The 20745-nt window shown below is 39.8% G+C and carries 16 protein-coding genes, 1 tRNA gene and 1 pseudogene; 5 read left to right on the top strand and 13 right to left on the bottom strand.

Translation table 11 applies throughout. The features are described from left to right. Nucleotides 1–172: 172 nt before the first annotated feature. The 10 genes from G3341_RS00620 to G3341_RS00575 form a co-directional block, all read right to left on the bottom strand. Nucleotides 173–1174 (bottom strand): fimbrial protein, encoded by a 1002-nt coding sequence (locus G3341_RS00620; RefSeq protein ID WP_230085797.1) that lies wholly within the window; start codon nucleotides 1172–1174, stop codon nucleotides 173–175. Nucleotides 1175–1187: 13 nt separating this feature from the next. Further along, nucleotides 1188–1754 (bottom strand): fimbrial protein, encoded by a 567-nt coding sequence (locus G3341_RS00615; protein ID WP_154635686.1) that lies wholly within the window; start codon nucleotides 1752–1754, stop codon nucleotides 1188–1190. 39 nt (nucleotides 1755–1793) lie between these two features. Then, the gene (locus G3341_RS00610) at nucleotides 1794–2408 is read right to left on the bottom strand and encodes a fimbrial protein (protein WP_154622808.1); all 615 of its coding nucleotides are present in this window, start codon (nucleotides 2406–2408) and stop codon (nucleotides 1794–1796) included. Nucleotides 2409–2418: 10 nt separating this feature from the next. Continuing rightward, complete coding sequence (locus tag G3341_RS00605; RefSeq protein ID WP_154622809.1) at nucleotides 2419–3168, bottom strand: fimbria/pilus periplasmic chaperone; 750 nt, start codon at nucleotides 3166–3168, stop codon at nucleotides 2419–2421. A 13-nt stretch (nucleotides 3169–3181) separates the two neighbouring features. Further along, nucleotides 3182–5713, bottom strand: coding sequence for an outer membrane usher protein (locus G3341_RS00600; protein WP_163860483.1), 2532 nt, complete (start codon nucleotides 5711–5713; stop codon nucleotides 3182–3184). A gap of 28 nt (nucleotides 5714–5741) precedes the next feature. Then, nucleotides 5742–6287 carry a fimbrial protein gene (locus G3341_RS00595; protein ID WP_244316460.1) on the bottom strand — a complete coding sequence of 182 codons (546 nt, stop codon included), beginning with the start codon at nucleotides 6285–6287 and terminating at the stop codon, nucleotides 5742–5744. A 66-nt stretch (nucleotides 6288–6353) separates the two neighbouring features. Further along, nucleotides 6354–6917, bottom strand: a complete 564-nt coding sequence (locus tag G3341_RS00590) for a fimbrial protein (RefSeq protein ID WP_154622811.1) — start codon at nucleotides 6915–6917, stop codon at nucleotides 6354–6356. Between the two features lie 82 nt (nucleotides 6918–6999). Then, nucleotides 7000–7389, bottom strand: coding sequence for a helix-turn-helix domain-containing protein (locus G3341_RS00585; RefSeq protein ID WP_154635685.1), 390 nt, complete (start codon nucleotides 7387–7389; stop codon nucleotides 7000–7002). Between the two features lie 907 nt (nucleotides 7390–8296). Then, entirely contained in the window at nucleotides 8297–8863 is a 567-nt protein-coding gene (locus tag G3341_RS00580; RefSeq protein WP_154622043.1) for a tyrosine-type DNA invertase, read from the bottom strand. A gap of 732 nt (nucleotides 8864–9595) precedes the next feature. Next, nucleotides 9596–10378, bottom strand: coding sequence for an SDR family NAD(P)-dependent oxidoreductase (locus tag G3341_RS00575; RefSeq protein ID WP_244316459.1), 783 nt, complete (start codon nucleotides 10376–10378; stop codon nucleotides 9596–9598). Between the two features lie 235 nt (nucleotides 10379–10613). On the opposite strand from G3341_RS00575, the gene G3341_RS00570 reads away from it, so the two are divergent. Beyond that, nucleotides 10614–11759: an MFS transporter gene (locus G3341_RS00570; protein WP_244316458.1), complete on the top strand. Its 1146-nt coding sequence runs from the start codon at nucleotides 10614–10616 to the stop codon at nucleotides 11757–11759. Here G3341_RS00570 and G3341_RS00565 read toward each other — a convergent pair. After that, a complete protein-coding gene (locus tag G3341_RS00565) occupies nucleotides 11736–14462 on the bottom strand; it encodes an ATP-binding protein (RefSeq protein WP_154622040.1) in 2727 nt (908 codons plus the stop codon). The genes G3341_RS00570 and G3341_RS00565 overlap by 24 nt on opposite strands. A 654-nt stretch (nucleotides 14463–15116) precedes the next feature. Between G3341_RS00565 and G3341_RS00560 the strand changes: the two genes are divergently transcribed. The 4 genes from G3341_RS00560 (at nucleotide 15117) to G3341_RS00545 (ending at nucleotide 19794) form a co-directional block, all read left to right on the top strand. Next, on the top strand, nucleotides 15117–15596 hold the full coding sequence (locus G3341_RS00560; RefSeq protein ID WP_154622039.1) for a cold-shock protein: 480 nt from the start codon (nucleotides 15117–15119) through the stop codon (nucleotides 15594–15596). Nucleotides 15597–15639: 43 nt separating this feature from the next. Continuing rightward, nucleotides 15640–16380 carry a MurR/RpiR family transcriptional regulator gene (locus G3341_RS00555; protein WP_154598569.1) on the top strand — a complete coding sequence of 247 codons (741 nt, stop codon included), beginning with the start codon at nucleotides 15640–15642 and terminating at the stop codon, nucleotides 16378–16380. Nucleotides 16381–16852: 472 nt separating this feature from the next. Further along, on the top strand, nucleotides 16853–18409 hold the full coding sequence (locus G3341_RS00550; protein ID WP_154623532.1) for a PTS transporter subunit EIIC: 1557 nt from the start codon (nucleotides 16853–16855) through the stop codon (nucleotides 18407–18409). A gap of 14 nt (nucleotides 18410–18423) precedes the next feature. Continuing rightward, on the top strand, nucleotides 18424–19794 hold the full coding sequence (locus G3341_RS00545; RefSeq protein ID WP_154623533.1) for a class-II fumarase/aspartase family protein: 1371 nt from the start codon (nucleotides 18424–18426) through the stop codon (nucleotides 19792–19794). A 92-nt stretch (nucleotides 19795–19886) separates the two neighbouring features. Here the strand turns inward: G3341_RS00545 and G3341_RS00540 are convergent. Next, nucleotides 19887–20488: pseudogene (locus G3341_RS00540) on the bottom strand (tyrosine-type recombinase/integrase); the annotation flags it as partial. 158 nt (nucleotides 20489–20646) lie between these two features. Continuing rightward, nucleotides 20647–20741, bottom strand: a tRNA-Sec gene (locus tag G3341_RS00535). Between the last annotated feature and the right edge of the window lie 4 nt (nucleotides 20742–20745).

Genomic DNA, 20745 nt, shown 5'->3' with positions numbered 1-20745 from the left:
TAAATAGGCTGAAATCATGACTAAATCCCCAAACGCTTTTTAAGTCAAAATACCGAGTGCTTTATTTTCACCACTAAAAACACCAGATTAATTTTGAATAAATATTATTCCATCGGAATAACGAGCCGTTATTAAAAGAGATTTTTATTTGATAATAGCCCCTTTTTTATAATTAAGGTGTAGACATGATAATTGTCGCGGCAGAATTAAATTGCCCTTCTGTTAGCTCATTTGGCGATAAATTAGGTTTCTTAACTAACGTAAACATTAGTGTATCTCGGCCACGCCCATTCTCTATTTTTGAATTGAAAGAGCCATTCATCGGCGACACTCGTTGTCCTTGATGATAAACCTCTACACCTAATCCGCGCATGATAGGGCCTTGATTACCGATATCACCCGTTCTAATGAGCAATGCATCAGACGAAAAGGTTGAGGTTTCACCGCTTAAGGTCATTTTTATTGGTGCGGTGAGATTATTATCTTCACAGCTGTATGTGAGCTCAACATTGCGCTGAAAGCGGCTTGCGCTACCAACTGTTGAAATACCCGATGCATTGACCATTTCAAAATCAACAATAATGATTTGGTTATTATTGATATCACAAGTTCCTGTCCCTACCACCACATCATTTCCAGAATAGAAATTCCATCTATAATAGAAATGGTCAATATATTGGTTGCTATTTATAAATGTCGCATATTTATGGAGATCCAATGTCATTAACAGATCACCTTTTCTCACCAATACGGAAGGCGTTGGCCTCACATTTACCTGTAAATATAACTTTATTGGCAGAGGCTCAGTGGCGGTTGTTAAACGGAAAACGGGAATTTCTCGACCACTAAATGGCGCTAAATAATAAGCACCACGTATAACAACGCCGGCTTTTAATTCTGGGTTATTTCTAAATGCAGGACCTAAACTCGCCCCTGTAACATTGAGGTAATCAACGTATGCAGAAGGTGCCTCGTTACGGCAAGTCATGAAATCGCTCACATCCGCAAACTCATTAATTCGATTAGGTACAGCAAAAATATCATTATCAATAGGTACATCATAAATATTCTGTGTTCCGCCACGAAATTCTTGACCACCATTTGTTCTGCATTGAAATGCAAAAATGGAAGGGGAAAATAATGAGGTTACGAGGAGTAATAATAATATCTTCATTTTTACTGATACCCTAATCATAAATTAAACTAAAAACAGCGGTTGCAGTAAAATGGCCAAATGCAATACTTTTATTTTTTATTGCATCAGGTTCTCCTTGCACATTCGCATTAAAACTTAAAATATTCGTACCATTTTCTAAATTGTATGCGGGCGTCATGCTATTAATGGGAATTTTTTTACCGCTATAATCTAAAATTTCAATTGCTATACCTGAAGCCATGCTGGCAGAATCCACTGCCAGCAGCCCCGGTAAATTTGGATCCTCTGTTCCTGTAAATTTGACAGCGACTGTTTTAAAGATACTGTTATCACAGTCATCTAGATGAATATTAAAATTTTCCAGTGGTGTTTTTTGGTTAATATAAAGGTATTTATTGACGATAGTACCAAAGTCCACAATGATATTTTCATCACCGGGTCTCACTGTACAAGCTTCGGCGACAAGTAATCCACGAATCTTAATTTCACCGATTTGACCATTCTTTGCATAATTCGGTGACGAAAAAAAGAATAAACTTAATAGCATTGTGAGTATTATCTTTTTTAATTTATAAAATTTGAAATTTAAGTGATTCATATAAATACCTTCAATGCTATATCAGCCAATTGGGTAAGCTTATTCATAGGTGATTTGAAAAGAAATAACGCTTCTGTACGCACCCGCCTGTAATTTTTCAGCAACTCTAACGGGGGCAACGTAATAAGTTAAAATATTTTGTCCAGACGAAATCAGTTGTGGTTCGCTGTATTCACCAAAAACGATTTCGTTTCCTTTTAGATTGGTGATTTGCAACCCTAGCCCCGTAACACCTTCAACACGGGCAATACTAGGACGAAACGGAACAACGGGAGCAATAAAACGAATTTTCATACCCGGTTGGGAAGTACTCCAAGTAACATTACCTGATTTGTCATCTCTTAGGACGGTTGGCGTTTCGATACAATCCAGTAATTCAATATAAATAGGGGTTTTATGTCCTTGAGCACCAATGACTTTTAATGACGCGGTGTCAATATTACCCAAATCAACCGATTGAAATGCAGAATCCATCGATAAGTGACAAGCACTCTCAGTTAAGGAGCCGTAAACAAAAATTTTTCCATTTGCACCTTCGACATCCCAATTTCCTGCGGTGTTATCAAAAGTATTTTCAGCTACCGCATATATCACCGGTGAAGGAACAATAAAAAATAACCCGAGAAGTAAGGGAAGATTTTTTTGATTAATCATCTTTTCCTCTCTATTTATTTTCAGGCGCAACCTGACAGATATTAGCTTGGCATTTAAATTGCAATTTAGGGCGACCACCATAATCATTGATATAGGTCAGTACAGGGCTCGTCCCCACAGTAGAGCTTGACACACCTAAGTTTTCTTCACTAAACGGAGCGACCATAACGGCTTTAAAGTTTTGATTTACAGGTGAATTCATACGCTCAGCTGCGCCAATAATTGTGATATAAAAAGGCGTTGGGTTTTTAATAATATATTGGTCGCCTTGTTTAATCAGCTGTGTTTTTTCCTGCCAAGGGCTATTCAACATTTCAGTCTCACTGAGCATGATATTTTTAGGACGATAAAATAATTTAATTTTGCTTTGTAAAGCTAATTGCAAAACATTCGGTTTATCACTTTTCGGTGGGATCTCTCTTAAGTTAAAGTAATAAACACTTTCTCTATCTTGAGGTAATTGGCTTATTTCCGGCAGTGCCTCAACACGAACTTGGCTCGATTTTTCAGGCTCAACCCTTTGCACTGGGGGCAATACAGCAAAAGGTGAGTTCACTTTTACCCCTTGAATATTTTCTATCCAGCCTTGTGCTAAATAAGGCAGTTGGTTATTTTTATTGGTAATGGTGATTGAAACGCTTTTTTGATCGCCATTAAAAATAATCCGAGTTCTATCTATAGCAATTGCGGATAAAGCACTTCCGCTAAATAAACTGCTTAATAAAATAGTATTGATATATAATTTAGTTAATTTCTTCATAGCAATCACTCATCTACAGATTATTATCTGTTTCATTACGTTTATTCGATAATGGTTTACAAGGAATAAATAAGCCTTGATTAATTGTTTCTAAGTTCTCAGGAAAATGAATTTCACATTGCGCTTCACCACCCCAATGAATAATCATCATTTCATTTGGGTTGATACCACTGATGTAGGCATATCCATTATCAGTGACGATTCCTGTTTCTTTTCCTTTTAAATTGGTAACTTGAGCACCAAATGGCGGTACAGAACCGTCAGACATGCGCATTGAAAGCATCATTTTTTCGCCCGATAACACATTAAACTTACGGTAACCAATTGCTCCTTCTGTTAATGTCGCTTGAACAATGGAGTCAGTAATTTCGGCATTATTGGGTAATGCGTTTAAATCGACTTTAACTTTACTGCGGTAATAGCTATTCAGGTCAGGGACAACAACTTTACCGAATGCATTCGATGCAATAGGGATCCCACGATCTGACACGGGAATTTTAGCTACGCCGTCGGTGTCGATCAGTAAGCGAGTGCCGCCAATATTTGATACACGGTGAGTATCAGCACCATTTAAGGTCATGGTGACTCCACCTTGAGCCCCTAACCCAAATGACGTGTAATTGTTGTGAATATAGCTCGCATTCGCGGTTAATTTAGCACTATCTCCATAATAGGTAAGGTAGGTGCTCGCGGTTCCGCCTTTGTTGGTTGAACCTGCACTGACTTGATAATTGGCTCTATCTGACAGCTTGTCATAATAGGTTGCTCGATTAACGGTATCATCCCGCGTTGCTTGTAATGAATAACCTATATTGGCACCATTTCCCCAAGGCATTGATGCTGAGATATAAAGGCCATCATCATTTGTTTCGTTATATTTATTGCGATAAGCTGATAACGAAATATTAATATTTTTCAAGCTTCCCCAATCTAAGGTTTTTGTCACCATGAGGTTGTAGCGATTGCTTTCTGGCTTATCCCAATAGGTTTGATGCGAATAGTTTAAATACGCTGTAATTTTTGATTCCCTAAAATTTTTATTTAAGGAAATCACATACATTTCTTTATTACTGCCTTGACGCTCACCTGAATCTTTAGCCGCTAAAAAATCAGTCACCGTCATAAAACTACGTTCTGAGAAACGGTAACCTGCGAATTGGACTTGGCTATCATAATCATCAAAACGTTTCGAATAGTTTATTCGATAAGAATTACCTGTCAGTTTTTGATGGTTAGGAATATTTGCAATGGAATGCGTAACATCGAAAGACAAGGCGCCAAATGCTAATAAATCTCGCCCTACACCCACGTTAAATGCATTGTAGTCTTGGCTATTTAATGAACCTGCGAATAACGACCAGCCGTTGGTAACCCCCCAAGACATTTCACCACTTGCAAATGTATCGCCATTGACATGGTGATCCATATCTGTAGGACGCCCCATGGCTAATTTATACCGAACGCTGCCTGGGCGGGTTAAATAAGGAATATTAGCCGTTTCAACTTGATATTCTTGAACCGAGCCATCTTGTTCTTCGATGCGAACATCCAGCTTACCTGTCGTCGCATCACTTAAATTTTGGATGCGAAAAGGCCCAGCAGCGACTTGTTCTTGGTAAATAATTCTGCCTTGTTGGCTAACAATGACCGTCGCATTACTTGTCGCAACCCCTGTTATTTCAGGTGCATATCCACGTAAATTAGGTGGGAGCATTAAAATATCAGAGCGTAGACTTATACCTGTAAATCGAAAACTATCGAATAAATCCGTGTTTAGATAATCTTCACCCAAGGTCAATTTTGCTTTGATACTGGTTAATGCTTTATAAATATAAAGTCGGCTCCATTGGAAATTATGCTCACTTTTACTATTTGAGCCAGTTTCTCGTTGAGCATTTCCTTGCCAATCTCCCCTAAAGCGCCATGCGCCAAGGTTTACACCAATAACACCATTTGCCGTCATATTATAGTTGCTATTGTTGTCATGAGGCTTATTAGCTCTTGCGTTAATGTTGTAGTCTAAAATAGCCCCTGAAATCCCTTCATCCCAAAGAGAAGGCGGATCCCAATTCGTAGTTCTATATTCAAGATAGGCTTGAGGAATACTCAAATATAATGTTGAGTCAGATAAATCCCCATGAGCTTTGAAACCGGGTAAGCTGTTTAAATCAAGGCACTCATTATTATGCCACCACGTTATTTTCTTCAAAGCATCCGCCGTTAACCCTAACTGTTGAACTTGTTCTTGAGTAATACACACAAGACTTTCTTCAGGGTCATCCTCAGGTGCATAAAATGAAAATCGTTGCTCAGGCAGAGTTTCTTTATTTAATTGGACTTTTAGCGGATAAGTGCTAGGCATAATATAGCCAGCACGTGAGAATTGCTTAATATCGATGTTTTTTTTGTCTTCTAAATCAAATAATGCCGTATTAAACTGTATGGTATCGGCGGCATATAACTGGGTTGATAATGACCCAAAAGTAATCATTATCATTGTCGTTATTATATTTATTTTGTCTTGTTTAAAAAACATAAAAAACATCCCTAAAACACCAATATAACTTCTAGAATTAATAATAATCGACCTTGAACCTTAATAAGGTTTGGTAATTACCCGCTTTAACAGGATGATAGTTGGTGACTAATTGCATTTGATATTTCAGTATCATTGTGCCGGGAGTCATTCCTAATGCAGGCAATGGCTTTCCTGGTGTAATGGAATATCCGGAGAGATCATGCAATGCCAATTGCACTCCTTTTGCCTCACCCGAAAGGGTGAAAAAACCCCCTTCTGATGGACCATCAAAAGTGACTTCAAATGAATTCCATTCGTTATTCTCTTTTGAGTATTTTTCCCAACGGCAATCAACAAGTTTAATATTGAACTCTTTTATGGGGCCTTTCCCAACTTCACGAATATAGCTTGTTGGAAGTACCCCCATATTAATGGTCTGATCCCTTGACCCGATATCTATTGCGCAGGCAGTATCGACTATTTCGCCGCCCATTGTGACTTTCCCCCATCCATGAGGTGATGCCGCCATTTGTGGCGAAAGAAATAATGTTAGCAGAAATAGGGAAGATACTTTTCTTGGGAAATAGATAAATCCTTTCACTTTAGCCTCTGACTTAATTTGGTGATTAATAGAGGAATACGAAAGTACTCCTCTTTAACTAATCAATTAGTTATAAGTTAAGGTAAAGTTAGTCACACCTTCGAATTTACCTAGGGGGATTTTATCTACTGCAACGTTTGCACCTTGTACGTAAGCGCTATAGCGCAGAATATTATCACCCGCTTGTAATTGATGTTCTTGTGCTGTAGCAACACCCATATCTAATGCAACACCGTTTGTATCAATTAATTGAATACCAACGTTACCAGCGCTAGTTGGGTCCGTTGCATCTAAGCCTGTTACACCTAATAATTTAGGGTTAAACGCAGCACTAGCGCCAGAGAATGTGATGTTGACCTTGTCATTGTAGACTTTGTCTTCTGCATCTTTAGGGAATACACAGTCTTCCAATTCAATATTGAATTGTTTAGCACTAGAAGTTCCGCCATTTGCTAAAACAGAGTTAGCAATTTGGCCCAACCATACTGTTTGGTCAATAGAGTCAGCGCTAATTGAGCAAGGTGCATCGATAATTTCACCTTTAAAGGTCACTTTACCATGCCCTTGATCAGCGAGTGCTGGAGAAGCGATAGCGGCAGAAACAAGTGCTGCTACAAATACTTTTTTCATTTGAACCTCATTGATATATAACAAAGTGATGGTTACTCAACAATTAAGTGAGCATAGTTAAAACTGTATGTTTTTTTAATAACTACTTACTGTATACAGAATTTAATATAATTTCTGTTTGTCGATTGAAAATATAATGAAAATCATCTTGCTCATCTGAAAAATGTTCATTGTTATGAATAAATGAATTAGCATCAGGATATTCTTCATTTATTTTAGATATTATATTTTCGAAAAACTTACTAGGATGAGTATCTAGATAAAATAAGATTGAAAATAGCATTCCACAATTAATGCTACAGACTCCTCTTTCATATCTAGAAATTTGCTGTTGTGATATCTTTAATTTTTTAGCTAGATCTTTACCACTTAGTCCTTTTTCTTTTCTAAGATGGGATAATTCCAAACCAATTTGTTCAGTTATTATTTTCTGAAAATTATCTATACTGGTTTTTAACTTATTATTTTTCATATCTCACCAATAAAGCTTTATGTAATATGGCTACATAATCAATCCCGCCTAAAAAGCAAATAATTCGATTATCTTGCAATCAATAAACGCAACAAAATAAATCAAAATGTTGCGTAAAATAGGTTTTAGCAAATTTGTTTTATATATTGTATTTTTTAGAATTAAAATCTTTAATTTGCGTATATGTATAGTAAGGATAGATCATTTGACTAGTTATTTTTTTTTGATAAACACACCGCAGTCGGTAACTTTTTGTTGTAGATAACAAATTTATACATTAATTGCTGATAATAGCTAAAAAGTATTATGCAAACAGAACTTTATGCTGTTTGATTTTGGTTAGTCTCAGAATTATACTTATTAAGCATTTTAAACATTTTGATTTATTATGTTGCGTTACCATTTGATTTTAAACGGCATTTGATATACACCATTGATTTATATGCATTGTTTTATTTTGTTTATATTTTCATCTTATTTTTTGCTTTATAATTTTATTTTTCAGTTATTTAAATTGCGTAAAATAACCACTTTAGCATTAAACACCGGAAAATATTAAATCAGTTTTTTATGTCTATAAATTATCTTTATATGACAATCTCAATAAGATCATCTGTGTAATTCTTATGTATTTTTATTGATAATATATTGTTAATTTTACACGTAAGTATAAATACTCATATTTAGAGTATTTAAATGATGATAATTGGTTAAAGAAAAATAAGTAAAATAATTAACTAACCATATTTTAATATAATGTATCTACCGCTCTATTTGAGGAATAGTGATCTCAACTTCTTTATAAAAACACCTCAGCCATAAAGCCAATCAGCTGAATAACTGTGGTGTTCCTGATATTTAATTCATTTTATAATATTGAGCTTTGGTTTCATGCTGACATCGCTCATTAAGCCGTCTCTTGATTAGACCAAATACCACTAAAGCGTTTTTCATTACTTGCGGTATAAATGACAGTATGGGCTATATTTCGGTGGCCTAAATAGTCTTGAATTAATCGAGTATCCCTACCGAGATCAGCTAATGCATATCCACATGCATGTCTTAGCATATGCGGGTGGAGCTTGACAGGAAGTCCGGCGATTTTGCCGTATTGCTCAAATAGACGATAGATTTGATAGCGAGAGATTTGGCTCCCTTTCTGAGAGATAAATAAGCAATCTGAGCCAGAAGTTTTCCAAGAGTCTCTCTCAATTAACCATCTTTCTATCGCGGTAAATTCTTCTGGGATTATCGGTTGAACAGTGGATAGCCCCCCTTTTAATCGCCTGATATAGATAACTTTCTGTATAAAATCAATATCCGACATAGTGATATGAGTAAGCTCGCTAACCCTTAGACCATGTAGGAAACTCATTAATAACAAGCAATAGTCGCGGTTGGGATAGCGACCTTGCTGTGTTGCTTTTAATAGGGAATTCACTTCTGTTCGTGTAATAAATTTACGTTTAGTCATTATGATCTCATTTATACCTCGTTACATTTCGCTATATACCAACAATAAATTAACTAAAAATAATTAATTTTCAGAAAATTAGATATAATATGCCAGAAAAATACGTGATGATACCTGAATACACGTATTTGAGCATGGCGACTTTTTATACTCTTAAATCGGATTAAAAAGCGAAAAAAAGCCAAAAGAATGACGTAATTGAAAGATAAAATATATCTTTTGATTTGGCTTCCAGAGGTAAGCTGATTTATGAGTCAATGTTATCGTGCTGCCCTATTCAAAAACATGTTTGAATAATCTAACCATTGAACATTTTCGGTAGATTGAACCATGACTGGGTATTTAAAAAGGCTTATTAAATAGGTGAAGAAGAGATAAAAAAACGCTTTGGGTCCGCTTTATTCGTATAACTCATGCAGTTTAAGCAGAGCAGACACGGAGGGTTTTTCCCCTATCGAAAGTATTTTTTCCTTTACCGACAAAACGATATTTCATCCTCTTATATTGCAGCCATATGATGTAGATGGCTTGAACCCCCTTTCCGGCCATTAGTGGAAGGTTCACAATTAAGGCTTTTTAGTTTGTACACTTTCACCGCTATCCGTCTGTGCTTACTGCTCTTTGACTGGCAAGCTTAGCTTCCTATGCACTTTGTTTGAAAAATCTACCACGCTGGCGAATCCGAAAATACTCATGAATCCACCAGCGTCTGTATAAGAGGCATCCTGCATATTACATAAATCGGTCAGCCCCGCCTGAAGCCTCAATGGTCTGACCGGTAACAAACTGATTCCGATCAGACAGTAAGAATGCGGTTATTGCCGCAATATCTTCCGGCAATCCAAAACGGCCTACAGGTGTTTTTTCTTTACCCAGTAATGCCATGACCTCCTTATCCGTTTTGTCAGCCAGCTCAGGACGACGATTGCGGACATTCGGCAGCATATTCTGGGCCCAATTATCGGTTGTGACAGCGCCCACCCCCACTGCATTGACCAAAATTCCATTAGGTGCAACACTCAGTGCCAGACTACGGGTCAGGTTATTGATTGCCGCGCTCAGAGCATGCGAAACCGTCAGTTGCGGGTTTGGATAGATCCCGCCAATAGAGGAAATATTCACAATCCGTCCCCAGTTTCGGGCCTGCATTCTGGGGATCACGGCCTTACAAAAACGTCGCATTGCAGAAAATTTAGTTTCTGTCATCGACTGCCACTCTTCTTCTGATGTGGTCAGCAGCGTGCCCGCATGGGCTCTTCCTGCATTATTTACGAGCAAATCAATGTGCTGAAAAACACTTTCGGCCTGTTTGACCACCAGCTCAGGCAGTTCAGGATCCGTGACGTCCCCAGCAATAGGCAGAACCGTTACACCGTATTTATCTGCAATTTTTTGTGCTGCTAATATCAATTCCGCTTTTTGTCTAGCAACCATGACCAGATGCACGCCATTCGCCGCCAGCTCTACGCAAATACTGAAACCAATACCGGTTCGGGCCCCGGTTACTAGAGCCACTTTTCCTGCCAGTTTTAAATCCATTTTCTGCTCCTTACATGATGACCCATGATTAATGTGAACAACATTAGTCGCAAATTTCTGTTTCAGACGCTTGGGGAGCAAAATTCAGACGTCTGAAAAAAGTGATCAAAGAATCGAAGATTGGCATTGCATAGAGTGGACAACATTGAGTTTAGAACGAGGTGTGAACATGTGTCGTGATAGCCACGAGCTTTCTTCAGTCAGGATCCTAATGCTGGCAATTATCTGCTGTATTGTTGTCGCTAATATTTATTTTAATCAATCCGTTTTGAATCTGATTGCCGGCTCTTTTCCTAATGAATGGAAAGCGGTTTCGTTGATCCCCATGGCCACCCAGTTAGGTTATGCAGCTGGCTTGTTCTTACTGATCCCTCTGGGCGATTATATAGAACGTCAACGACTTATCCTGCGTCAGGCACAAGTTCTGTTTCTGGCACTGATCGGCATGATACTGTCTCCAACAGCATCAGTACTGGTGTTTTTTTCCTTCCTGACGGGCGTTGCAGCAACCGTCGCCCAACAAATCGTACCGCTTGCGGCTTCGCTATCGAAAAGTTCATCACGCGGTAAAACGGTGGGCACGGTAATGAGCGGTGTTCTGGCTGGAATTCTCGCGGGACGGGCTATTGGCGGTTTTATCGGTCAGTATTTCGACTGGCGGGGGGTCTTTTTATCGGGCGCGATCATGACACTGCTGGCGATATTTTTCATCGCCCGTATTTTGCCTTCTCAGTCGTTGCCCACCCCGAAATTTAACTACCTCGCGGTACTGCGTTCCTTAAGGCTGCTGTGGAAAAGCGAGCCACTGCTGCGGAATGCCACACTGACACAGGCCCTATTATTTGCTTCCTTCAGTGTGCTATGGACGGCACTGCCTTTCTGGCTAGCTCATCGCTACCATTACGGTGCGGGTATAACGGGATCGCTGGCAGCACTGGGGTTAATCGGAATTCTGTGCGCGCCTCTGGCAGGAGGTGTCAGCGATCGTCAAGGCCCTTTCCGAATGGTTATCTTAGGCGTGGTACTCATGCTGCTGGCTTGGGCTGTTTTCTGGGGCTGGAACAGTATAGCCGGTATGGTGGTGGGGATTCTGTTACTGGATGCGGGAGAACAATGTGTCCTGATCGCCAATCAACACACCATTTATTCTTTGTCCCCCGATGCCCGAAACCGTCTTAATACACTCTTTATGTGCGTCATGTTTATAGGTGGTGCATGCGGCTCACTGACAGCCACCTGGCTATGGGAGAGCACGCATAACTGGACGTTGATCGTTGCTGCTGGGGCGGGGCTGGTGATATTGGGTATGTTAATCGCCATCAGACGCAACACTTCATCCCCCCAGACGAGTACATAGCGCGACCGCATTTCTGATATCTGTCGAGTGTTGAGAATCATCAATATGGCTTAGCACCTCCATGATTAACTGTTTTGCCCCCACGTTGTCACCCGTTTCAGCCTGTAGCGTCGCCAGCGAACAAACGATGCGCAAAGCCCACCCATATGCCTGTTGCTGGTGTGCTTTATTCAGCGCCAGTTCCAATTGCTGGCGCTGGGCGTAGATAGGTAAGTGTGTGGCGGCAAGACGTATCAGTTCGGGCGTACACCAATTTTCATGCGGGGTTTGCTGTAACAGTCTGGTGTCCATTTCTGATAATAAAGGGGAGTACTGCCAGTCTAATCCCATAGCACGCAGCGAGTTAAACAATGTCGTTTGCTTGACAGCGGGATGGCTGAACTGCTCAGCCCAATGGAGAAACAACTCACCGTAGGTTTTCCAAAAATAGAGATCGTGCTTTTCTGCCAGTTCAATAAGCCAGATAGCGGCCTTTCTTACCCAACGTGGATTACGATCCAGCGCGGCTGTCATGCAGGCACCTTCAGCCAGTGCGCAGCACAGCGAACAAATATGTTGCAAACGTGCCGCTTTTTTCACTGCTCGCCATGCCACCTGCTTAGCGGCTCTATACTCCCCCTGTACCCAGAGTACACGGGATAAAAATGCCTCACCGGCGGTTTCCTGATCGAGTCCAAAACGGAAAGTGTGACCGGAACCGTCAATGGCAAACCTGTCCAGAGATTGTTGCAGATAATCGCGACCGAGAGCATGCTGACCCAAAAAATGCCAAGATACCCCCAAGATTCGCAACCCTGTAGCCAGCGCGTTAGTATCATTAATCGTTCGCGCAAGCATGCACATTGACTGCGCATGGTGAAGCGATTGATCCAGTTTTCCGGTTCGCAAGTTATACAACCATAGTCCGTAGTAAGCCTGTAAGCGGATCTCGTTATCGTCGAGTTGTTCTGCAAGTGTCAGCGCCGTTTGCCAAGTGAGGCAAGTTTCAGGAGTAGGCCCTTTTGCCCAAGTAGACGCTTTGCCCGCTGCTGCGTTGAGATTCATTCTCTGCTGTAATGTTAAAGGCGCTTCACCGAGCAACGGATAAATATAACGCTGGCATTCATTATAAAGTGAATATTCAATCCAGAACGGCGTCATGGCCTGTAATATCTCAAGCCCTTTTGCTTGATCAGCCCCTTCAGTTAAGGTGTGCTGCAAAACACTGCGTAAATCATTAAGGACAGAGTCATAACGTGCTCGCCACTGTTTCGTTGGCAGCTTATACCAATCAAGCTGAGCTTGCTCCGCTTGGCGATGGCAATAATCAGCAAGTTGGGCGGCAAACCTTGGGTATTCGCCTTGCTGCCTGAGTTTATCGCAAGCGAACTGGCGGAGTGTTTCCAGTAAACGAAAACGGGTAACGGGTACCTGAGTACTGACCTGAATCAGTGACAAGGAGAGTAATCGTTGGAGATCGTCGACAATCTGCCAACCATTTTCTTCAGGGGACTGCAAGAAGTCGATAACCGCATTTACCGTGAACATATCGGTAAAAATCCCCAAAGAGCAGAATAATTTCTGTTCACGTGGATTGAGTAATTGATAAGTCCACTCCAGCGTAGTCTTGATTTTTTGATGTCGGGATACCCGAACGCTTTGCCTGTTACTCAGAAGCTGAAAGCGATCCTCCAAACAATGATAAATCTCACTGACGCTCATTATGGGCAACCGAGAGGCAGCAAGTTCAATTGCTAGGGGGAGCCCGTCAAGATGACGGCATAATTCACCTATCACAGAGAGTTCCGCATTTGACGGATGGAAATCAAATCGCTGGGCCTGAGCCCGTTCAATAAACAGGCGGACGCTGGGAAACAGCAACAAACGTTGAAAATCGGTCTCTTCTTTTTCCGGAACCTGAAGTGGCGGTAAGAGGTACTGTTGCTCACCTGCCATCTCTGTTGCCACCTGACTGGTAAGCAACATAGTAATATTCGGTGCCGCATTCAGTAGCAGGGCAATCACCGGTTTTAATTCTTTAATCACATGTTCGCCATTATCAATCATCAGTAAGCATTCGCGTCGAGCAAGCTGGTGAGATAAATCATGGTCGTTATGAATAGCAGCCAATGGTAGATGCAAGGCCTGCGAGAAAACAGAGAGAAGACCGGAGGCGTCGGTGATGTGTGCCAGTTCAGCCACACACACACCATCGGGATACTCTGTGCGGACCCGATTAACGACTTCCCATGCAAGACGTGTCTTACCCACGCCGCCTAGACCCGTGATGGTGACCAGAGGATGCTGACGTATTAAGGCGCTGACCGCCTGTACAGCTTGGTCACGCCCTAAAATTGATGTCAGGAAGGGGAAAACAACGGGAGATTTTCTGGCTGGCTCTGGCAATATTACTGGAGGTCTGGATGAAAGATTAAAGCGGTATCCGGAACCAAATTCGGTCGTTAGAAGATGACGATCACGGCCAAGCACGCGGCGAATTGCGGAAATTTGCGCCTGAAGATTATTTTCCTCAACAATTTCATTACCCCATACCTGAGTAAGCAACCTGTCTTTACTGACGACTTCACCTTCTGCACTGACCAGAACAACCAGCACATCAAAGGCTCTAGCAGAAATTTTAACCGGTTTACCGCGATGCAGTAGGATCCTCAATTGAGGCCAAATTTGCCACTCAGCGAAGCGGATTTCATCGGTAGCTTTCATGGTGTCACTCTCTTCTGTCGGGATCCTCTGTTGCAGGTCAGCGGTAGTATAAAATCAGGGGCAACGTGTCACATAGCGCTGGAGTTAATTCAGCAATAATAACATGGGTGATTTTTCATCACACTCAGGTGAGTTATATAAAGCACAATAACATTGAATAGAACCATATAGAGAGACAATCTCCACATTTGGCACAACGTGGACTTTCATGATTAAGCTGATATTAAATCAAATAACAAAACAGCTACTTTTTCATTAGCCTCTTTTCAGTCAATCTTGCAGTGCCGTAATATTCACCCTGCCCCTTTCGCTTCTTCTAACTAACGTCAGCCAAGGTTCTGAGTAACACCGAATTTGTTGATCGTCTTGGTAGAGAGGCTCTATTTCAGTATGGTATTGTAGGGCAATAAGGGTATCGATAATTGTGAAGATTTCACGGCCTAATCGAAGTATGAGGATGGATATGCTCGTCTTACTTCACGTTGCTGTGTTTTGTTAAGCGATGGTAATACATTGATTTGTGACTCAGCTGCACCTCGAATTATTTAGCTTAAAATAACTAATTTTTAGGTAACAAGCTAAATTAAAGGCATAGTTTGCACTCTCATTGTGCTTTATACTGCAAGCTGTAATGACATCATTAAATAGGCGGTAATGGCGATGAATGGAAAAATCACAACGTGGTTTGAAGATAAAGGTTTTGGGTTTATCAAAGATGAAAACGGCGATAACCGCTATTTTCATGTGATTAAGGTCGCCAATCCTGATTTGATTAAGAAAAATGCAGCGGTCACCTTTGAGCCAACAACAAATAATAAAGGGTTATCGGCTTACGCTGTTAAAGTGATACCTGAAAGCAAGTATATTTATATTGCTGGTGAACGTATTAAGCTGACATCTATTAAGTCTTATAAGGTTTACAGTGAAGAAGTCCCTGCTGACACAGGAATTAATAAAGAAAATACCGTATTATCTGTAGGTGCTTTAATGAATAGTATTAGGCCAAAATCAGAGATTAAAGCGGGTGATATGCGCTCATTAAAAAAATTGGCGATCACCACGTTACATGGCACAACGCTGATCTTCTCAGAAGATGAAATAGATATTGATGAAACGGTAAAATTGATTAAGTAACCGGTTTTTGATGCTGTTTTTATACTGAATAGGGCGGTAAGGTATGTTGGAATTTTTAAAAAATTACGATAACTTAACAATTAGCGAAAAAAAAGTCTTAAAATATCTTACCGATAATATTACTGATATCCCTTATTTAAATATTAATGAATTAGTGGCTAAAACCTTTGTCTCAAAAACGGTGATCATTAACTTATCGCAAAAATTAGGGTTTAGTGGTTTTAAAGAGCTTAAATTTCAAATTAATAATTATATTCTCAGTAAGAATAAAACAGAAAAAATAACCCCGTCATCTTATAAAAAACAACTAGAAAGAAACATTAATAAAAGTTTTACATTGATCAATGAGGAGCAAATTGCTAATTGTGCCAAAACGTTGCGTCATTCTAGGAACATTTTTATTGTTGCTAGGGGAACAAGTAAAGCGGTAGGTTTTTATCTTGAACATATGTTGTTTGCACTGGGACTTCATTGCTTTTTTATTAATGATTACAACCTCTCTGATTCATTCACACGCTTAGTGACCAAGGACGATACAGTGATTTTTATCTCTCTGTCTGGGGGAACAAAAAAAATCATTGAAACCGCGAAGATTGTGCAGTTAAAAGAGGCAAATATCATTAGTATGACTGCATTTCATACCAATGAGCTTACTAGCTATGCAGATAATACTCTATTTTGTTTTTCAGATAGTTATGACACGAAGATCGATGATACTAAATCCAGAACTGGCTTTTTTATTTTAGTTGACTTATTGATCAATGAATTAGAGTATTTGCTTTAAAATAAGCTGCACTTGTCATATTTCAAAATATCCTGCTTTTCGTTAAAATATGGTGACTACGTTGATTTGTTACTTATCGACATCTCGAATTGCTAAAGTATCAATAAAGTTAAACGAAAATTTTTTCATCTACAGAAGTTGCCTATGTACTTTTTATTATATCCACTTAACTTAAATAATTTTAACCATTATTTAATCTGAGCAACAATATTATCCCTAGACTATTTAAAGTAAATTTTTTTCATATTGTAAAAAATAAAATGACCCAGGTCATAATTAATGACCTAAGATAATATTTAAAACCGCAACATCATTTATTTTACTCGATCTCCGATGCTAGTATCCCTTTTATACTCGTCATACTTCTAGTTGCAGCGTTTTCTAAGCACATAGCGATTTTTTTGCTTGTCGCTTAACTGCATCTCGAATTATTTAGAATATATTTCATATTCGAAGTCATAAGGAAAAAAATATGGCCAAAAGAAAGTTTGGTGAATCAATTCAACGTTTTGGGAGAACCTTACTTCTTCCAATCGGTGTTTTGGCGCCCATTGGTATGATTTTGGGTATCAGCGGTGCTTTAGTTCAGACCTACATGATAGCTCGGTTTCCTTTTCTGGGGAATGAGACCGTTAATGCGTTATTAGTCAGTATTCGTTCAATTGCAGGTGTTATTTTTGACAACATCCCGCTCCTTTTCGCAATGGGGGTGGCTTATGGCATGAGCTTAAAAGATAAAGGCATTGCTGTTTTTGCCTCTGTCGTTGGCTACCTAACATTAATCATAACCATTAATGTCTGGCTAGTACTGACAGGTAAGCTTGCTGACCCTGCCATTATGACTCAGGTTGGACAAATTAAGGTGTTAGGCATACAAACCATGAATATTAGCGCCGCAGGCGGGATAATCACTGGATTAATTGCTGCTTGGGCGACCGATAAATTCTATAACCTTGAGTTACCGACTGCATTTGCCTTCTTCTCAGGTAAAAAATCTGTCTCGATTATTATGATTGGTTTAATGATCGCAGTGGGTGCTGTCTTACCTTTTATTTGGGAAATTTTGGTTCTTGGCTTGATGAAATTATCCGCCGTGATCCTCAGCCCTGTCGGACCATTCTTTACTGCGGGTGGTGAACGACTCTTTATTCCATTTGGCTTACACCATGTTTGGAACGTTTTATTTAGATTTACAGAAGCAGGTGGCTCTTACGTTATTGATGGACAGACGTTTGTCGGTGTTGTTCCTGCCATGACGGAAGTGTTATTCAAACAAGGACCAAACAGTGAATACTGGGCGATGATGCCAAGCCTGACTCGTTTTATGGCTCAACAGCAGATGTTAGTGACCTTGTTCTTATTCCCTGCTATTGCCTTAGCCATCTATAAGACATCCAAAAAAGAGAACCGTGCTGAAGTTAAATCAATGCTGGTGACCATGGTCTTAACAGCCATGTTAGGTAACGTGACCGAACCATTAGAATTTACCTTCGTCTTTATCGCACCTCTTTTATATTTAGTTTATGCAATCATTGTTGGTATTGGTGCAGTTTTACTCTCTTTAGCAGGTGTTGCAATCGGCTATATCCGAGGAACGGTGTTTGACTTTACTATCTTTGGCTTGCTGTATGAACACACGAACTGGATCTTCTTAGTTATTATTGGAAGCTGTTTAGCTGTTGTAACTTACTTTATCTTCTACTGGGCGATCATCAAATTTGATATCAAAACACCAGGCAGAGAAGAATCAAGTAATTTGAAAAATACCTTAATTAAAGAAAAACGCTATGGCGAGATTGCAGAAAAACTGATTAACGCTTTAGGCGGTAAACAAAATATTCGTAATGTTGATAACTGTATTACCCGTATGCGTATTGACGTCGCAGAAGTGAATCAAATTGATAAAGAGTTAATGCTGGAATCTGGTTGCACTGCATTCTTCTTCCCATCGGCAAACCATGTCCATGTTGTCTATGGTCCAAAAGTTGAGTTTGTTCGTAATGCTGTTGATGAAGCAATGAAGAAATAAAGAAGGGATACAAAATGAGAGCGTTATACGATTCTAAAAGTAAAACGATTGATGACCGTGGAATAAAAGACCTGTTATCGAATGAAGCCAAATATTCAACTTGGTTAATGTTTGAATCAATGCTAGCTCAGGCTCAGGCCGAACTTGGTTTTATTCCTCAATCAGCAGCGGATGAAATTAAAGAAAAAGCCGTCATCGAAAATATTGATTTCGAAGAAATGAACCGTATTTATCAAAAAATCGGTCATGGCTTTGTACCTTTTTTAAAAGTACTGGTAAATGCTTGTTCCGAAGAGAGCGGTAAATATATCCATTATGGAATTACCACGCAGAATATACAGCAGAGTTCACAGCTGTATATGATGAAGACGGTACATCATAAGTTTATGTTGCTGTTAGGCGAGATCATTGAAAACTTATCTAATTTAGCATTGAAAACCAAATCGATGGTAATGCCAGGAAGAACCCATGGCCGCCATGCGATCCCGATTACCTATGGATATAAGGTTTCTGTCTGGATCAGTGATTTCATTGATTGTTATCAACGCATGCAAGAATGTGAAAAGCGTGTATTTACTATCATGATGGGTGGTGCTGTTGGGGCATTTAACTCAATGCCGGGTGTCGGCTTAAAGGTACAAAAAAGGGTTGCCGAGTTAGTGGGCATGGAAGCGATGGAAGTACCATCAAGAAACCTTAGTACCCATAAGTTAGAATATATGGCTAACTTAGCGTTGATGGCTAACATCTGTCATAAGATTGGTGAAGAAGTTTATAGCACAACATTGGAAGAAATCGCTGAGGTTTCTGAAGGGTTTACTAAAGGCACCGTGGGTAGCAGTACTATGCCACATAAAATTAACCCTAAATTAGCCAAAGGGATCATTGCTAACTCACAGAAATTGTATTCCTTGCCAAGTGTGGGTATGTACTCTGCGGTAAGACCATATGAAGGGGATAGCAGTTCATACATGCTGTTTGATGGCCTGATTGAAGAAGCATTAGAGCTCACTACGGAGATCTTGTTGAGAACCGAAGAGCTGTCTAGAACTATTGTGCCTCATGAAGAAAGAATGCTACATAACGCCCTCAGAAATAAAGGATTAGATAATACTGAATACGTTATGATGAAAATGGCTGAAAAATTGGGTAAAGATAAAGCTCACTCACTACTCTATGACGAAGCGATTAAAACCGCTGCTGATGGTGAGGATTTTTATACGAACTTAACTAAGAATGAGATCATTTCAGCCACATTTAGCAATGATGAAATCAAAGAAATGTTAGACCCTCGAGCTTACATTGGTTTGTCTGTTGAAATTGCCGAGAAAGAAGCAAAACGTGGGTTTGCGACTGTGCAAAAGATTCAACAACATTATAAATAAACCATAATGTTAAGAATAAATAATATATTAAATATTATTTGCAATCTCTAATTAATATGGTCGTCTTTATATCCATAAGTAAAGACGACCAATCATGACTTAAAACTCACACTGGCCACATTATCAAACTCCCCTCCAACTCCCCCCATGTAGTCGGCATACCACTACATCATTTCCCTGCACCTTTTCATATACTAAGCGTGATTATACGTACCACGGATCGCATTCTTATCGATATGTGCAAGCTAGGTTTCAATCCATGCTGAATGAAATCCCTTTTCATGCAGAATCGTACTCATTGTGTCGGGAAGCCGTACCCTGTTAGCCTTTCTTTATATCCCAGCAACTCAATAACCTGATTCACGCTTTCTTTGCTGATCGGCTTTCTATGGTCGTTACAATCGATCAACACAAATTCATAATGCCCAAACAGCGGTTTAAGTGAATTACATAGCTCGTTCGGCTGTTTTGATAACGGTACAACATGCGCTCGCTTCATTTTCATGACTTCAGCAGGTATCTCCCAAATTCCTTTTTCTAAATCAATATCCTGCCAATGGGCAAAGCGGAGTTCTTGCGGTCGAACAGCCGTTAGCAAAATAATTTTAGTCGCAGTTTTGGTGATCATATTATCTGTGTAACCTGCTAAATTTTTTAGAAAATATGGCAACTCTTGAGCTATTAAGAACGCGAAATAAGAATTTCGGGGTGCAAAATAGACTATATCTAAATGCCTCCCTAACAAACAGCCTTAATTGGGTGATATGAGTAGAACCGAGTTGATGATAATAGACTTTATCTGTTGAATTTAATGGGGTTAATTGATTTTAGTGGAGGTGCATTGAACTTGTGTGGCGGAAGATCACAGGAGTCGAACCTGCCCGGGACTGCTGGCAGCCCCAACTGGATTTGAAATCCAGCCGCCTCACCGGAGACGACGATCTTCCTTTC

The organism is Providencia vermicola (genome assembly GCF_010748935.1).
Lineage (GTDB): Bacteria > Pseudomonadota > Gammaproteobacteria > Enterobacterales > Enterobacteriaceae > Providencia > Providencia zhejiangensis.
Note: the sequence above shows the minus strand (reverse complement) of the source record. Positions and strands in the feature narration are given on the sequence as shown.

Excerpts from the sequence above, each read along its gene's own strand:
- G3341_RS00620 (WP_230085797.1), bottom strand. The coding sequence starts at position 1,174 with ATGAAGATATTATTATTACTCCTCGTAACCTCATTATTTTCCCCTTCC.
- G3341_RS00615 (WP_154635686.1), bottom strand. The coding sequence starts at position 1,754 with ATGAATCACTTAAATTTCAAATTTTATAAATTAAAAAAGATAATACTC.
- G3341_RS00610 (WP_154622808.1), bottom strand. The coding sequence starts at position 2,408 with ATGATTAATCAAAAAAATCTTCCCTTACTTCTCGGGTTATTTTTTATT.
- G3341_RS00605 (WP_154622809.1), bottom strand. The coding sequence starts at position 3,168 with ATGAAGAAATTAACTAAATTATATATCAATACTATTTTATTAAGCAGT.
- G3341_RS00600 (WP_163860483.1), bottom strand. The coding sequence starts at position 5,713 with ATGTTTTTTATGTTTTTTAAACAAGACAAAATAAATATAATAACGACA.
- G3341_RS00590 (WP_154622811.1), bottom strand. The coding sequence starts at position 6,917 with ATGAAAAAAGTATTTGTAGCAGCACTTGTTTCTGCCGCTATCGCTTCT.
- G3341_RS00585 (WP_154635685.1), bottom strand. The coding sequence starts at position 7,389 with ATGAAAAATAATAAGTTAAAAACCAGTATAGATAATTTTCAGAAAATA.
- G3341_RS00580 (WP_154622043.1), bottom strand. The coding sequence starts at position 8,863 with ATGACTAAACGTAAATTTATTACACGAACAGAAGTGAATTCCCTATTA.
- G3341_RS00570 (WP_244316458.1), top strand. The coding sequence starts at position 10,614 with ATGCTGGCAATTATCTGCTGTATTGTTGTCGCTAATATTTATTTTAAT.
- G3341_RS00565 (WP_154622040.1), bottom strand. The coding sequence starts at position 14,462 with ATGAAAGCTACCGATGAAATCCGCTTCGCTGAGTGGCAAATTTGGCCT.
- G3341_RS00560 (WP_154622039.1), top strand. The coding sequence starts at position 15,117 with ATGGCGATGAATGGAAAAATCACAACGTGGTTTGAAGATAAAGGTTTT.
- G3341_RS00555 (WP_154598569.1), top strand. The coding sequence starts at position 15,640 with ATGTTGGAATTTTTAAAAAATTACGATAACTTAACAATTAGCGAAAAA.
- G3341_RS00550 (WP_154623532.1), top strand. The coding sequence starts at position 16,853 with ATGGCCAAAAGAAAGTTTGGTGAATCAATTCAACGTTTTGGGAGAACC.
- G3341_RS00545 (WP_154623533.1), top strand. The coding sequence starts at position 18,424 with ATGAGAGCGTTATACGATTCTAAAAGTAAAACGATTGATGACCGTGGA.